The sequence below is a fragment of the Burkholderia pyrrocinia genome (genome assembly GCF_018417535.1).
In the GTDB taxonomy this organism is placed as follows: Bacteria; Pseudomonadota; Gammaproteobacteria; order Burkholderiales; family Burkholderiaceae; genus Burkholderia; species Burkholderia pyrrocinia_E.
Map to the genome: position 1 here is coordinate 36,671 of NZ_CP070979.1, position 14,089 is coordinate 50,759.

Consider the following 14,089-nt stretch of genomic DNA (forward strand, 5'->3'; position numbering starts at 1 on the left):
GATCTGGCGCATGCCCCAGCCAAAGAGCCGGTAGAACGTGCAGATCAACTCAATATAGGCCTGCGTGTGGTGACTTCGCGACCCGACACGCCCGGCGTGTGGGTCTTGGCATTGGTGAACATGGCCTTCAGATCGCCGCCCGGAACATAGAGGCTGATCATGCCGCGCTTTCTCAAGTTCTCGTTGTACTCGCCGGCGTTGCTCACGCGGTAGCTGGGTTTGCGCCGCTTGCGTGGCTCGCCGCTGCGTTCCCAGGCTTTATATGGCATCCGGATCCGGTCGGTTCGATGGTTCCTTTCCTTATATCTCAGCCATGCCCACCAAAACATCGGAAAAATCCGAAAGTCCCCTTCCGGACAAAGCCTATTCAAATAGCCCGCGAGAAACCCCGCGGAAATTGTGGCAACACAAAACCTTTTCTATCGCCGGATAGGCTTGCGCCGGTTTTCTGGCCCATTGGCCCATCTAATCAGTACATTGCCATCGCGACAGGCCTTTCAGTCACAAATCCGGCCTACGGCTGTCGCTTACTCAACAGGTGACATGAATGCCCTGTTGGACGGCCTTGGCCTGCAAAAGGCCTGACACTCCCTGACAACCCGGCTGACAAAAGCCGGTTAGTTTCCCACGCAACGATTAACGAACGAAGCGGCATCGATCCCGGACGTGTCCGCGGTCATGGTCCGGGGCGTTCGCGAGGATCGCCCCGTTTCTGCGCGGAAACGGGGGATGCCCGCCGTCGTGCCTTTCGTCTAAGAACCCGATTCCTCACGTAGATGGCAACCCACTCCCAGTCTGTCCAATCCGCGGTCGACACCGCGGTCGTTCCGCTCGATCAGGTGCTGGTCGCCGATGTGGCGACCGGCGCCCACCGCTTCGATGCGTGGCTGCAATCCTTCAGCCACGGCTATGTGACGCTGCACGGCGTCAAGGAAGTTGCGGAGGCCCTGCCGGTGCTTGGCAACATCCTGGCGGCGGTCGACGTATGCGGCGATATCGCGACGCTGATCGAGGCCCACCGCAAGGGGCCCGGCAAGGAGCCGGGCACGATCGAGGAATTGCTGCAGTGGGCGAGCCTGGCGATCAACCTGATCGGCGTGCTGCCGGTGCCGCCGGGCACCGCGGCGGCCCGCATGTCGCTGCGCCCGACGCTGGGTATCACGCGGCAGGTGGTCAAGTCCGGTGCGAAGGACCTGGGCCTGGCGATCGTCGGGGTGATCGAAGGGCACTTCACGGCCACGCTGATGGGGGAGCTGGAGCCCTTCGTCACGAAAGCCCAGGCGCACCTGCCGGAACTGCTGAAGGACTGCGGCAACGAGGCCGAGAAGTTCCTCAACACGCTCGCCCAGGCGCTGGATCAGCTGGCGGCCGGGCACCTGACCGACCCCAACGCGGACCTGCAGGCCGCGAGCCGGCGATTGTCCAAGGTCTCCGCCCATGCCGTGGTGCACGATCCGCTCAAGACGCTGGACAACATGTTCGGGGCGGTCTGGGAGGTCAGCAAGGCAGGCGTCAAGGTCGAGGCCAACGCTACCGGTGCCGTGGTGGCGGCCGTCGTGCCCACGGCGGCGATCCACCAGATGGCCGCCGAGCTGCGCGCCTTCATTCCGGTGGTGAAGCGTCAGCTGGCGCGTCTGTCCAGCCAGGACGTCGGCACGGTCATGCACTTGCTCACCGTGCTGGCGAGCGCGATCCAGATGTACAAGCAGAAGCGGCCGCCTGTCGTCGGCGCCGTCAAGCCGCACGAGCCCACCCAGGCGAAGAAGCAGCACGCGGGCGACCAGGTGCAGCCGCGCCATGACGAAGTGCCCCCGCGCAAACCCGGCGTCGGGGCCTGTAAGGCCTGCCAACTGGGCCAGCCGGCCGCGGGCACCGTGGACTCGATCGGCTTCGCGCTGGGCGAGGAATCGATCAGCCACGCCGATTTCGAACTGCCGGGGGTGTTGCCGCTCGACTGGACCCGCACCTACCGCTCGAACTTCGGTGGACACGAGACGGACGGCCCGCTGGGCCCGCGCTGGACCACGTTGTTCCACGCCAGCTTCGAGTTGCGCGGTGAGACGCTGGTCTACCACGACGCGTCCGGGCGCAGTCTCGACTACCCGTTGTTCGCGCTCGGCCACGCCCATTACGACGCGATCGAGCAGCATACGGTCACGCGCGAATCCGAGACGGCCATCCGACTGGCGCGCGGCGCCGACCTCACCGAGCGTTACGAGCGCCAGGGCAGTCGCTTCCGGCTGACGGCGATCGCGGATCGCCAGGGCAACGCAATCTCGCTCGCCTACGCCGACGGGCGGCTGGCGACCCTCACCAGCAGCGCCGGCGCGGTGGCGGCCGTCACCCACGACGCGCAGGGGCGTGTTGAACACATCGAACTGCTGGACGACGCCGGCCAGCCCATCCGCACGCTGGCCCGCTACCGCTACGACGACGCGGGCGACCTGGTCGCCGCCACCGACGAGCATGGCGCGGTGCGTAGTTATGCGTATGCGCACCACCTGCTCACCCGCTACACGGACCGCACCGGGCGCGGCATGAACCTGCAGTGGGACGGCACGCATCTGGATGCCAAGGCGATCCGCGAATGGGCCGACGACGGCACCTTCGATACGCGCCTCGAATGGCACGAGCGGCTGCGCCTGACCTTCGTCACCGACGCGTATGGCCAGGTGACGCAGCACTACTACGACGTCGACGGTTACCCGTACCGGGTCGTGCATCCGGACCGCACCGAGGAGTGGTTCTTCCGCGACGCGGCCAAGAACGTGACGCGCCGTGTGCATGCCGACGGCGCCGAGGAGCACTTCACGTGGGATGCGCGCGGCAACCTGACTGCGCACACCGCGCGCGATGGCCGCACCGCGTACTTCGTGCATGACGACCAGGACAACCTGACCGGCATCCAGGACCCCGAAGGCTATCGCTGGGAACGCTACTACGACAGCAAGGGGCGGGTGACCGAAGCGATCGATCCGCTCGGGCGCGTGACGCAGTATGCGTACAACGGTGCCGGCATGCCGGTGGCGATCACCGATCCGAAGGGCGGCGTCAAGTCCCTGCAGTGGGGCGCGGACGGACAGCTTGCGAGCTACACCGACTGCTCGGGCAAGACCGCGACGTGGCAGTACGACGAACGCGGCCAGCTGGTGGCCGCGAAGAACGCCGCGGGCGAGACGACCCGATACGAATACGCGGCCGGGCAGCTTGCGGCGGTGATTCGGCCGGACGGCAGCCGCGAGAGCTTCGAGCGCGATGCCGAGGGGCGGCTGCTCGCGCATACCGACGCGCTGCGGCGCCAGACACGCTACCGCTATACGCCCGCCGGGCTGATCGCGGGGCGCGCCGACGCGCGCGGCGGCGAACTGGCCTACCTGTGGGATCGGCTTGGCCGGCTCACCGGGCTGCGCAACGAGAACGGCCGGGAATACCGCTTCGACTACGATGCGGCCGGCCGACCGGTCAGAGAGACGGACTTCGATGGCAAGGTGACGCAGTATGTGCGCGACCCGGCCAGCGGGCGGGTCACGCACCAGCTCGCCGGCGACGGGGTGCAGGCCTTCGAGTTCGATGCGATGGGACGCCTGGCGCGGCGCCGCGGCTGGCAGACACCGTACGCCAGCCAGGGACGTGAGCGCCTGGTGCCGCCAGCAGGCGCGCAGGTCGACGAGGAAGCGTTCGCCTACGACGGCCTGGGCCGGCTGCTGCAGGCGGCCAACGGCGCGAGCCGGGTGCAGCGCGTCTACGACGCGGTGGGCAACCTGCAGCGCGAGCAACTGGCGATGCGGGTGGGCGCCAACGAGCACCACGCCGCATGGCGGCACGAATACAACGAGCTGGACGTGCGCACGGCCACGGTCCGCCCGGACGGCCACCGGCTGGACTGGCTGACCTATGGGTCGGGCCACGTGCACGGGCTGCTGCTCGACGGGCAAGGCGTGGTGGACTTCGAGCGCGACGACGGCCACCGGGAGACGCGCCGCGCGCTCGGCAACGGCCTCAAGCAGGAGAGCGCCTACGACGCGGCGGGACGTCTCGCGCACCAGCTGCTGCAGGGCACGGGCGGGCGGCTGGCCGAGCGGCGCTACGGCTACGACGCGGCCGGGCAGCTGGAGCGGATCGCCGACCTGCGGCGCGGCACGCTCAGCTACGCGTACGACCCGGTGGGGCGGCTCACACGCGCGCAGTCGTCGCTGGGCGTCGAGACGTTTGCGTTCGATCCGGCCGGCAACCTGCTGAAGACCACCGAGCGGGACGACCATGGCCTGGATGCGGGCAACCGGCAGCCGGCGCTGCTCGACAACCTGCTGAAGGACTACGCGGGCACGCATTACGCGTACGACGAGCAAGGTAACCTGCGCGAGCGCACCACCCACGGCACGAAGACGGTGTTCGGCTGGGACAGCTTCAACCGGATGGTGTCGGCGCGTACTCAGGAGATGGACGCGCGGTACGTGTACGACGCGCTGGGGCGGCGGATCGCGAAGGTGACCGAGCCACAGCTGCACGCGCATCCGATGGCGGGCAGCAGCTATGCGCAGATGGAGCGCCAGCGGCTGAAGCAGGCGCACGGCTATGGGCTGACGCTGTACGGGTGGGACGGCGACACGCTGGCGTACGAGACGGCGTGGGAACAGCGCACGACCACGCACTACGTGTACGAGCCGGGCGGCTTTACGCCGCTGCTGCAGGCGAGCGGGCCGATGGCGGGTGAGGACAACGGGCCACCACGGCTGGCCTCGGTGGCGTACTATCATTGCGATCAGATCGGCACGCCGCAGGAACTGAGCGACGGCACGGGCGCGCTGGCGTGGAGCGCGCATTACCGGGCGTGGGGCGAGGCGAAGGAGGCGATCAGCGAGGCGGCGAGGAAGGCGGGGATTCGGAATCCGATCCGCTTCGCGGGCCAGTACTTCGATGCCGAGACGGGGCTGCACTATAACCGGCATCGCTATTACGATCCGCAGACAGGGCGGTTCATCTCGAAAGACCCGATCGGGCTGCAAGGCGGGCTGAACGTCTACCAGTACGCGCCGAACCCGACGGCGTGGATTGATCCGCTTGGGTTGGCTTGCAAGTCAGCAGCGAGTACTCTGGGTCGGTTGAAGGGAATGGGTGTCGCTCAGATCGAGAAGACTCTGACGAACGACGGGTTCACGCAGACGAAAGACAACGGGAAGAACGCAACTTGGAATCATGCTGACGGCTCTGAGGTTCGTATTCACAAATACGGCGATCAAAGTATTCTTGACAGGAACGGGGACCTCAAAAAGAAGTCTGGCCTGAATGCTCACGTTCACAAGGAAAATCCTTGTGGAGATCAGCTGAACGATAGAGGGTTTGCCAGTGCTGACAAGGACGAAACTCACATTGGAATATCGAATCCGGCAGACTACTCCACTGTTCGAGGTAGACCAAACGGGATTGGGCAATAGAAATGGGACACTGTGTACATATTCTATTTAATGACAATGCATCACAAAACGCGATGTTTGATGACGTATTGAGAAGTCCGCACGTGGAGATTGTTCGATCATCCGTAGTGAGGGTGCTTGATCAGTCGTCGAATTCAATGAATTTTTTGACGAATGAAGCTCGGTTTATTGAGTTTGATTTCGAAGTAAAAACGCCATTCCTATCAAAATTCATTCGGTCATTTTTGGACAGATACGATTGCTTGATTAAAGACTGTGAGGATGGCGAGGACGAAGAAGGAGTGCCTCCCTCACAATATTTTAGAGCGGTATGAAACGCAGGGGCCGCTGAGGCGGCCCTTCGCGCGTTTACGAGCCGGCGACGATTGTGCGAGAGGACGCGGAAGACGAATCTCGCTGCCGGTCGCACAGCGTGTTCACACGCTGCCTGAGCGGTATCAATGGCAGGCGGTGTCAAATTACCTGCACGAGTCGGAAAGCTTCGTTTCGCTGGCGCGACTGGACGAGACGCTGGTTGAGGCCGCGTTTCTTGCGACGGGTACCGATGGTCGATTCGTGCAGGTGCCGCCCAAGACACGGCACACGACACTGTTTTATCAGAACGATCACCTGGGTACGCCGCAGGAATTGCTGGACGATTCGGGCAAGGTCGTGTGGCTCGCGCGCTACAAGGCATGGGGCGGCAGGAAGGAAAACTGGTGGGAACTGCGCGACTCTGCCGAAGCGCTCACCCCGATCCGCTTCCAAGGTCAGTACTATGACGAGGAAACGGGGCTACACTATAACCGGCATCGGTATTACGATCCGGCCACCGGGCGCTTCATCTCGAAAGACCCGATCGGGCTGCAAGGCGGGCTCAACGTCTATCAGTACGCGCCCAATCCGGTTGAGTGGGTTGATCCTTTGGGCCTGGCAAAAATGCCTGGCGGAGTAGGTAGAAAGCCAGCATCAAGCAAGCCGAACCAGAACGCGAAATGTCCCTGCAGGAAAGAGTGGGAAGTCAATCGGGTTGATCGAATTTGCGAAGGGAGGCTGAACGGGACAAGTGTCAAGTATTACCGCGACCCTGATACCGAGTTGTGGTGGTCTGCCGATACAGAGGGGCATGGCGGCTCAGCGTGGAAGGTGATGGCGCAGGTAGGTAACGATCTCGTCCATAAGCAAGATGCTGATATCTACGGCGATTACATGGGGAAGCACAAAGGCGAAACTGGCAAATCAATGACAATGAAGAACATGAAATGCCGGGATGCCAAAGGGGGGGGGACCAATGATCCATAGCGCCGATGAATTCAAGCGATACGCTGAAAGCGACAACGAGGAAGAATTTGCAAAAATTCATGATTCGGCATCCGACGATGTATGGTTCGAGGTTCTATCAAAGTACCCCGAACTTTCTCGTCAAGTCGCTTTCAATAACACAATCTCAATGAACGTATTGGAACGCCTGTCGTTAAGTGAAGACAACGAAGTTCGTTGGGATGTGGCGACAAAACGAAGGATCAGTCGTCCTATTTTTGAGCGCTTGGCATGTGATTCCGATGCCAGTGTCAGGCATAGGATTGCCTGTAATGCAAAGGTGCCAGAAGATATATTGGCTCGCCTTGCTTCTGACGACGATGAGATGGTCGCAGAGGCGGCTAAAAAGAGGTTGAAGATTTGATAGTTGCTGCGTAAGGCTGTTGCACCGTTGCACCTGTTGCACGTGCAGCCAGCTTGTACTCCGGCGGGGCGTCGTCGCTGGGCGTCGAGACGTTTGCGTTCGATCCGGCCGGCAACGTGCTGAAGACCACCGAGCGGGACGACCATGGCCTGGATGCGGGCAACCGGCAGCCGGCGCTGCTCGACAACCTGCTGAAGGACTACGCGGGCACGCATTACGCGTACGACGAGCAAGGTAACCTGCGCGAGCGCACCACCCACGGCACGAAGACGGTGTTCGGCTGGGACAGCTTCAACCGGATGGTGTCGGCGCGTACTCAGGAGATGGACGCGCGCTACGTGTACGACGCGCTGGGGCGGCGGATCGCGAAGGTGACCGAGCCGCAGCTGCACGCGCATCCGATGGCGGGCAGCAGCTATGCGCAGATGGAGCGCCAGCGGCTGAAGCAGGCGCACGGCTATGGGCTGACGCTGTACGGGTGGGACGGCGACACGCTGGCGTACGAGACGGCGTGGGAACAGCGCACGACCACGCACTACGTGTACGAGCCGGGCAGCTTTACGCCGCTGCTGCAGGCAAGCGGGCCGATGGCGGGTGGGGACAATGTGCCACCGCGGCTGACCTCGGTGGCGTACTATCATTGCGACCAGATCGGCACGCCGCAGGAGCTGAGCGACGGCGCGGGCACGCTGGCGTGGAGCGCGCATTACCGGGCGTGGGGCGAGGCGAAGGAGGCGATCAGCGAGGCGGCGAGGAAGGCGGGGATTCGGAATCCGATCCGCTTCGCGGGTCAGTACTTCGATGCCGAGACGGGGCTGCACTATAACCGGCACCGCTATTACGATCCCGCCACCGGCAGGTTCATCAGCAGGGATCCGATCGGGCTGCGCGGCGGGTTCAATGTCTATCAGTACGGGCCGAACCCCATCGGGTGGATTGACCCGCTGGGGCTAACGCCATGCCCCGGACGCAGAGGCGCATTCCGCCAGGCCAAGCGCGATCTAGGAATCCCGCTAAATCAACAACCTGATAAGGTGCTCAATCAGAAAGCTGGTCAGATGGGGCAATATAATCAAGTCATGATGACTGGCTCTGACGGTTCGCCGGCGCTAGACAAGAATAATCAGCCGATTTGGACAAGGGAGTATCAATTTACTCGTCCAGACGGGAGTGTGGTCTTGATCCAAGATCATGCCGCTGGGCACTACTTCGGGGAAGCAGGCGTGGGTGACCAAGGCCCGCATTTCAACGCTAGACCATGTGAAAATCCGCGCACAGGTAAAGTTCCTGGCACGCAAGCACATTATCCGTTTGGAGAATAACCGTGAACCTCGTGGATCTTGCTGGTGCAGAACTGTTGCGTCGAGTATTTAGCTATAGCCCGACGACAGACAAGATTGATTTGTTTGATGTCTCCCTGAAGAGAGACGGAAAAACATTCGTGGCGAACTTTGATCTTGTTGATCAGATTCCCGATCGTCCTCCGGGAAAATGGAAGAACTTTAATCGATGTCGGGTGGGAATTTATTGTGCGGCGATTAGTGGGTTGCACCTGATGGGCTGGGAGGCGAGGAATATCTCAAGCCTGAGTATCGATAAGTCGCCGGAAGGGTATGAAATTCGAATTTGTGGGGAATCAGTGGATATTAAATTTCGTTGCCAGTTTATTTCGCTTGTTGGGCCGACAGTCTATCTTGACGAAGAGTAGGTTTGTGTCCGGCCCGGTAGCATGGGTCGTATCACAACAACGAAACGGGGCTCGCCTATAACCGGCATCGTTATTACGATCCGAGCACCGGGCGCTTCATCAGCAGGGACCCGATCGGGCTGCAAGGCGGGCTCAACGTCTATCAGTACGCGCCCAACCCGATAAGCTGGATTGATCCGCTCGGCCTGAGCAACTACATTCCTGCGCCCAAGAACTTGCCCGGCTTTCCCGATGCGGTACGGGTTCCGCCGAAAACACCTGTTCTAGGAGTTCCAGGGAAAAAGCGCGCTCGATGGAAAGAACCCAAGGGCTGTATCTGTGAGTGGGACTATCAGCATGGAGAGGTAGAGCGATACGATAAGCGCGGTAACCACATGGGAGCATTTGATCCAAATTCGGGGGAGCCGATTTCGGGCAAAGGCCCCGTGCCAAGCCGGAGGGTGGAGCCATGACCCAACATCCCGTTCAGCGCTTTATCTCTCGATTTGAGAAGGACAATGAATTCTCGTATGTCGAGATTCCGTTTGTTATCGGCCCGTCCTTGGAGGAACTGCAAGATATATGCGGATTTGAGAGGGATGATCTGATGTATGAGGAGGTCGAGTTGGACGACGAGAAACTGCAGAAGCTGCGAAGGTTCGTCGCGTCTGATTTCGATACGAGCCAGTACATCTACTACTTGTCATGCGTTGATGACGCTGCCGAGTAAGTAACGAAGGGCCGGCCGAGCGCCGGGATTGTCGTTTCTGGCGCGCTGATCGATGTTCATCTGGCCTTCATTCAATGCGCCAGTGAGGTCTGGTGCGAAGTGTCAGTGATTGCAAGGAATCGCGTCCTGGCGAAAAAATGCCGAGGTGCTGGTGTAGCATGGCGCGAAGGCTTGCTGGGCATGGGATTGCGGCCCGTGCGCGGGGCGTTTGCGTCCAGGTGAATAGATCAGGGCCAGTATCAGGATGAGGAGGCGGGGCTCTGCTATAACCGGCATCGATATTACGATCCGGGCAGCGGGCGGTTCATCTCGAAGGACCCGATCGGGCTGGCCGGTGGGTTCAACGTCTATCAGTACGCGTCCAACCCGATCAGTTGGATTGACCCGCTGGGACTTGCAGGCAGGCCCTTTGGAACTGGGAAAGGACAGCATACTGCAACCGTTGAAGTGCGAGATTCGACAGGCAACTCGAGGAGTTGCACTACGATGCAAAGTGGGAACATGACGCCCGAAGAGGCTGCGCTTGGGTTCCCCCGAAGTACTCTCGCGACACACACCGAGAATCGGGCAATGCGCCAGGTAGCAATGAACCCCGGGGATACGGTCACCATCAGAGGGCAATATCCGCCTTGCAAGTCGTGCAAGGGAGCCATGAACAGAAAAGCTGCCGAAGTCGGCTGCACAGTTAACTATCTTTGGCCTGAAGGCGAATGGAGTACAAACGGTGGGTAATGAATCGAACATGCTGCTGTTCAGAGCTGCCGTGACCGCCATTTATACGGAGGATGGCGTGCTGACCGTGGCCTTTGCTGACAGCACGTCGGCTGAACCGGAGAACTATTTGATCCTTCAGCAGGAGGTTCCGCGAGCCGAAACTGATGAATCGGACGATTACTATTTTGAGATCAGCGATCGATCTATATCCGGCGAGGGCGGGTTTCAACGGGCTTATTTTGAGGGCGATGACCTGGTCATTCTCTTCGCGGAAGAGCTTGTGAGAAAGCATTCGAACCAAGGGCTAAGGATCATAGGTGTCAAATCAACGTGTGACGTGGTAGAACTGCGGACCGCTCTGCACGATGTATTCGATAAGACCAAGTGCTATTTTGACGCGTGACCAAGAGCTGTAGGAGGTGAGCTTCTCAGCGCGCAACGGCTTCGCTGTAGATCGAGTCTAGTGGCGCCAAAGGAGCACGTAGACGGGGCTGCACTATAACCGGCATCGGTACTACGATCCGACGTCGGGACGGTTCATTAGCAAGGACCCGATCGGGCTGGCCGGTGGCATCAACGTCTACGCGTATGCGCCCAACCGGGTCACGTGGACTGATCCGCTTGGCCTTCGTAAGCGCGCGGGATGTCCCGGCAAGTTTCATTCGTTCCACGACTTCGATGTACCGGACGAGAAGCTGTTCGCTAGCGATGGTGTGCAGTTCCGACTAGCTAACAAGGCCTTGATTGAGCGAATGAACACTGACCCGGGTCTCCGTCAAGATATCCTCTCGCGCAATCCGGCACTTCTCGAATGGTCGAAGAAACCCAACGACCTTGGGAGCAGCCCGCCGGGGATGACGTGGCACCATAACGACGAGGTTGGTAGATTGAATTTGGTAGACCGAGGCGATCATGCCGACAATCACGGCATCTACCATCCAGATGGCACAGGTGGCCGGGACAAGTGGGGCGGAGGGCTTCCCGGTCGGAAAGGAAAATTGGACGCTGCTACAGGATGTCCATTATGAGCAACTTCGTTGTGAACGCGTTTTATAAGATCGAGGATTTAGTCTGTCTGGTCAAAGACAAGAAAGATCGGGACGCCATCTACATGATTTACGTCCAGAAGGATGTGGATGATTTACTGCCCGGCATGGAGGTTTACGTCGGTGATGTGCCAGATTTCGATGAAGACGACAACGAGGTGTTCCCGGAGTCCGTGACAACGTTGGGGCTTGAGCGTGGCTATATGCGAGAGCAGTTCCAAGACGTCATCGATCTGGCATACAAGCAGAAGCCAGCCGCTTCGACGGAAGAGGTTATTCGCTGCCTCAATCACTATGCGCGGTTCGACGATTTCTTAGATCTGCACTGATTGATGAGCAGGGAACCGAACCCGGCCGAGCGCCGGGTTTGTTGCTTCCGGAACGTTGATCTGCGAGATCGCGCTGGAGATCCGCCGGGCAGGTTTCAAAGGGCCTGTCCTTTTGGCACGATATGGAACGTGGGGATTGCGTAGGAAATTTCCGCTTACATACCGGGGATGGCGCAAATTGGTACGATCAACGCCGCAGATTTCAGCGTACAGGAATTTCATGAAAACAACGAACACGATGGTGCTGTTTTGGCGCACTGCAGAAATCTATTCGAACTGGCATCCGGCAGCTTTTGCCGATGCCGGCATCAAATTTTCGAACAGCGAGCAGTACATGATGTGGCGCAAGGCCGCGCTGTTCGGCGACCAGCAGAGTGCGGCGGCGATGCTGTCGGTCAGCGACCCGAAGAAACTCAAGGATATGGGCCGTGCGGTGAAGGGCTATCAGGAAGAAGTCTGGGAACGCGAGCGCGTCGACGTCATGATTCGTGGTTGCTATCTGAAATTCTCGCAGAACCCCGCGATGCGAGACGAACTGCTCGCGACCGGCGATCGTCTTCTCGTCGAGGCGAGCCCTTACGACACCATCTGGGGTATCGGTCTGGATGAAGGTGACCCGCGAGCACTGGATCAGGGGCAGTGGCGTGGGCGAAACCTTCTTGGTCACGCGCTCATGCAGGTGCGGCAAATGCTTCGCAACGAAATTGAAAAATCGGCGACAGCATGACTGTGCATTTCGTCAAGCGTTGACCGGTCGCTACGAGAGCGCTACGAACGAATTCGACGATGTAATCGGATCGGGGGTATGCTGGTTCCGCTCAGCCATGCCTAGGCTGGGCCGCCAGCGCTGCCGGCAGCACGACGTTCATCAGGTGATCGGCACGCGACAGCAGATCGGTCACGCGCTCGTCGAGCCCGCGCAGTTGCGCGGGTTGCATCCGGATCTGCTGGACGGCCTGCCCGACGATGTTGCGTCGATCGAACAGCGTGCGCTCGACGCCCGCGTCGTCCGGCACGCGCACGACGTCCGCCACCGCGCTCAGCGCCGCGAGTACGACCACGAGGTTCTCTTCCGCATGGCGGACCTTCGCGGCAAGCTCCTCGGTGCGGCGCGGGAAGAAGCCGAGCGACTGCTTGAGCGCGCCGAGCGCCGCACGGTAGTCGACATGGCCCGACGCCGCGCCGAACCAGCGTTCGAACATGCCGGCCTTGCGCGTCGCCTGCGCGAGCATGCCGGCCATCATGTCGGCCGCGCCGAGTTCGTTGAATTCGCGGGTCGTCGCCGCGACGGCTTCGACGAGGTTGCCCGCCGTCTCCAGCGCGCCGTCGCCGATCGTCGCGACCGTCGCGAGCTTGAGCGGCACCAGTTGCCGGATGTGCCGCTCGATGCGCGGCGCGTAGTCGGGATAGAGATTCGGGAAGCTGGCCTGCGCGGCGCGGAAGCACGATTCGAGCAGCGGGTGGTTCGATTCGCCGAACAGCGCGCGGCCGACCGCATCGGCGGGCGCTGTGCGCATGGCCTGGTCGACCGCCGGCCCGAAGTCGAGCGCCTGCGGCGCCGGCCGGTCGGGCGCGCGTGCAGCCGGCGCACCGGCCGCGGGCGGCGCGTCGAACGCAAGACGCCCGGGCGTGCGCTCGGGCGTCGTATCGAATTCGAGCCGCTTCGGCTCGTCGGACGGATTCGTCATCGCTGCATCCTGCCCGGCGCGGCGGTTTCCCGTACGCCGGGCTGCCGCCAATCAGACCGCGCCGCCGTACGCGCGCACGAAGTCGCCGAGGCCACGGTTGTAGCCGGCACCGACCGCCTTGAACATGAAGTGGCCGTCGCGGCGATAGAAGCTGCCGACCTGCACCGACGTCTCCATCGAGAAGTCTTCCTCGAGCGCGTACTTCGCGATCACCGTGCCCGACACCTCGTCGGCAATCTGGATGTAGCTGTTGCGAACCTGCCCGAAATTCTGGCGGCGCGCTTCGGCTTGGTCGATCGTCACGACCACCGAGATTTCCTCGACGTCGGCCGCGAGCTTCGTCACGTCGATGAAGATCACCTCGTCGTCACCGTCGCCGCTGCCCGTACGGTTGTCGCCGCTATGCACGACGCCCATGCACTTCGACGCCGGCATCCCGCGCTTCGGGAAATCGTCGCCCGGCTGGATGAAGGTTTCCTTGCGGTCCATCGTACGCACTTCGCTGTTGTAGAACACGAAGTGCTGATCGGAGATCAGCTTCGGATTGGTCTGCGCATCGTACTTGCACAGGAACACCGACACGTCGAGATCGAAATCCGTGCCCGTGTCCGTCGCGTTCGCGTCCCAACCGAGACCGATGCGGAATTTCTGCGTGCCGGGCGCTTCCTTCGACAGGTTGACGCGACCGCCTTTCGACAAATTGATCATCTGAACCTCTTCTGCTGGAACCGCCGTTGCGCCGGCGGCAATGCCGGGCCGCACGGTGCGGCCCCTCGTTGATGGTTTCCGTGCCACGC

14 protein-coding genes and 3 pseudogenes are annotated in these 14,089 nt (G+C 61.3%); 14 read left to right on the forward strand and 3 right to left on the reverse strand.

All coding sequences use genetic code 11. The features are described from left to right. Positions 1–44: 44 nt before the first annotated feature. The gene (locus JYG32_RS33160) at positions 45–269 is read right to left on the reverse strand and encodes a hypothetical protein (protein ID WP_213267922.1); all 225 of its coding nucleotides are present in this window, start codon (positions 267–269) and stop codon (positions 45–47) included. A 507-nt stretch (positions 270–776) separates the two neighbouring features. Between JYG32_RS33160 and JYG32_RS33165 the strand changes: the two genes are divergently transcribed. The 14 genes and pseudogenes from JYG32_RS33165 to JYG32_RS33225 all read left to right on the forward strand — a co-directional run bounded on the left by JYG32_RS33165 (position 777) and on the right by JYG32_RS33225 (position 12,331). After that, the gene (locus JYG32_RS33165; protein ID WP_213267923.1) at positions 777–5,435 is read left to right on the forward strand and encodes an RHS repeat-associated core domain-containing protein; all 4,659 of its coding nucleotides are present in this window, start codon (positions 777–779) and stop codon (positions 5,433–5,435) included. Positions 5,436–5,696: 261 nt separating this feature from the next. Then, positions 5,697–6,716: an RHS repeat domain-containing protein gene (locus tag JYG32_RS39515; protein ID WP_213267924.1), complete on the forward strand. Its 1,020-nt coding sequence runs from the start codon at positions 5,697–5,699 to the stop codon at positions 6,714–6,716. Further along, positions 6,706–7,098: a hypothetical protein gene (locus tag JYG32_RS33175; protein WP_175817550.1), complete on the forward strand. Its 393-nt coding sequence runs from the start codon at positions 6,706–6,708 to the stop codon at positions 7,096–7,098. The genes JYG32_RS39515 and JYG32_RS33175 overlap by 11 nt, the downstream gene beginning before the upstream one ends. A gap of 53 nt (positions 7,099–7,151) precedes the next feature. After that, a complete protein-coding gene (locus JYG32_RS33180) occupies positions 7,152–8,420 on the forward strand; it encodes an RHS repeat-associated core domain-containing protein (protein WP_213267925.1) in 1,269 nt (422 codons plus the stop codon). A gap of 2 nt (positions 8,421–8,422) precedes the next feature. Then, the gene (locus JYG32_RS33185; RefSeq protein WP_213267926.1) at positions 8,423–8,806 is read left to right on the forward strand and encodes an Imm50 family immunity protein; all 384 of its coding nucleotides are present in this window, start codon (positions 8,423–8,425) and stop codon (positions 8,804–8,806) included. A gap of 38 nt (positions 8,807–8,844) precedes the next feature. After that, a pseudogene (locus tag JYG32_RS39770) lies at positions 8,845–8,997 on the forward strand (RHS repeat-associated core domain-containing protein); the annotation flags it as partial. Beyond that, positions 8,977–9,258: a colicin E3/pyocin S6 family cytotoxin gene (locus tag JYG32_RS39255; RefSeq protein WP_433960887.1), complete on the forward strand. Its 282-nt coding sequence runs from the start codon at positions 8,977–8,979 to the stop codon at positions 9,256–9,258. The pseudogene JYG32_RS39770 and the gene JYG32_RS39255, both read left to right, overlap by 21 nt. Beyond that, the gene (locus JYG32_RS33200) at positions 9,255–9,515 is read left to right on the forward strand and encodes a DUF7683 domain-containing protein (RefSeq protein ID WP_174381868.1); all 261 of its coding nucleotides are present in this window, start codon (positions 9,255–9,257) and stop codon (positions 9,513–9,515) included. Before JYG32_RS39255 ends, JYG32_RS33200 begins: the two co-directional genes overlap by 4 nt. A gap of 228 nt (positions 9,516–9,743) precedes the next feature. After that, positions 9,744–9,917 (forward strand): annotated as a pseudogene (locus tag JYG32_RS39775) (RHS repeat-associated core domain-containing protein); the annotation flags it as partial. Then, positions 9,903–10,247, forward strand: coding sequence for a hypothetical protein (locus JYG32_RS33205; RefSeq protein WP_433960888.1), 345 nt, complete (start codon positions 9,903–9,905; stop codon positions 10,245–10,247). The pseudogene JYG32_RS39775 and the gene JYG32_RS33205, both read left to right, overlap by 15 nt. A 10-nt stretch (positions 10,248–10,257) precedes the next feature. Then, positions 10,258–10,632 carry an Imm10 family immunity protein gene (locus tag JYG32_RS33210; protein WP_213267928.1) on the forward strand — a complete coding sequence of 125 codons (375 nt, stop codon included), beginning with the start codon at positions 10,258–10,260 and terminating at the stop codon, positions 10,630–10,632. Positions 10,633–10,714: 82 nt separating this feature from the next. Continuing rightward, positions 10,715–11,257 (forward strand): annotated as a pseudogene (locus JYG32_RS33215) (RHS repeat-associated core domain-containing protein); the annotation flags it as partial. Beyond that, a complete protein-coding gene (locus tag JYG32_RS33220; RefSeq protein ID WP_174381866.1) occupies positions 11,254–11,604 on the forward strand; it encodes a DUF7716 domain-containing protein in 351 nt (116 codons plus the stop codon). The pseudogene JYG32_RS33215 and the gene JYG32_RS33220, both read left to right, overlap by 4 nt. 220 nt (positions 11,605–11,824) lie before the next feature. Beyond that, positions 11,825–12,331 carry an NADAR family protein gene (locus tag JYG32_RS33225; protein WP_213267929.1) on the forward strand — a complete coding sequence of 169 codons (507 nt, stop codon included), beginning with the start codon at positions 11,825–11,827 and terminating at the stop codon, positions 12,329–12,331. A gap of 91 nt (positions 12,332–12,422) precedes the next feature. Here JYG32_RS33225 and JYG32_RS33230 read toward each other — a convergent pair whose 3' ends face one another. Both JYG32_RS33230 and JYG32_RS33235 read right to left on the reverse strand, forming a co-directional pair. Next, positions 12,423–13,292, reverse strand: coding sequence for a hypothetical protein (locus JYG32_RS33230; RefSeq protein WP_213267930.1), 870 nt, complete (start codon positions 13,290–13,292; stop codon positions 12,423–12,425). A 51-nt stretch (positions 13,293–13,343) separates the two neighbouring features. Continuing rightward, entirely contained in the window at positions 13,344–14,000 is a 657-nt protein-coding gene (locus tag JYG32_RS33235) for a TerD family protein (RefSeq protein WP_213267931.1), read from the reverse strand. Positions 14,001–14,089: the final 89 nt, after the last annotated feature.

What these genes read in the sequence shown, in the direction of transcription:
- JYG32_RS33160 (WP_213267922.1), bottom strand. Translation starts at nt 269, where the DNA reads ATGCCATATAAAGCCTGGGAACGCAGCGGCGAGCCACGCAAGCGGCGC.
- JYG32_RS33165 (WP_213267923.1), top strand. Translation starts at nt 777, where the DNA reads ATGGCAACCCACTCCCAGTCTGTCCAATCCGCGGTCGACACCGCGGTC.
- JYG32_RS39515 (WP_213267924.1), top strand. Translation starts at nt 5,697, where the DNA reads ATGGCGAGGACGAAGAAGGAGTGCCTCCCTCACAATATTTTAGAGCGG.
- JYG32_RS33175 (WP_175817550.1), top strand. Translation starts at nt 6,706, where the DNA reads ATGATCCATAGCGCCGATGAATTCAAGCGATACGCTGAAAGCGACAAC.
- JYG32_RS33200 (WP_174381868.1), top strand. Translation starts at nt 9,255, where the DNA reads ATGACCCAACATCCCGTTCAGCGCTTTATCTCTCGATTTGAGAAGGAC.
- JYG32_RS33210 (WP_213267928.1), top strand. Translation starts at nt 10,258, where the DNA reads ATGCTGCTGTTCAGAGCTGCCGTGACCGCCATTTATACGGAGGATGGC.
- JYG32_RS33220 (WP_174381866.1), top strand. Translation starts at nt 11,254, where the DNA reads ATGAGCAACTTCGTTGTGAACGCGTTTTATAAGATCGAGGATTTAGTC.
- JYG32_RS33225 (WP_213267929.1), top strand. Translation starts at nt 11,825, where the DNA reads ATGAAAACAACGAACACGATGGTGCTGTTTTGGCGCACTGCAGAAATC.
- JYG32_RS33230 (WP_213267930.1), bottom strand. Translation starts at nt 13,292, where the DNA reads ATGACGAATCCGTCCGACGAGCCGAAGCGGCTCGAATTCGATACGACG.
- JYG32_RS33235 (WP_213267931.1), bottom strand. Translation starts at nt 14,000, where the DNA reads ATGATCAATTTGTCGAAAGGCGGTCGCGTCAACCTGTCGAAGGAAGCG.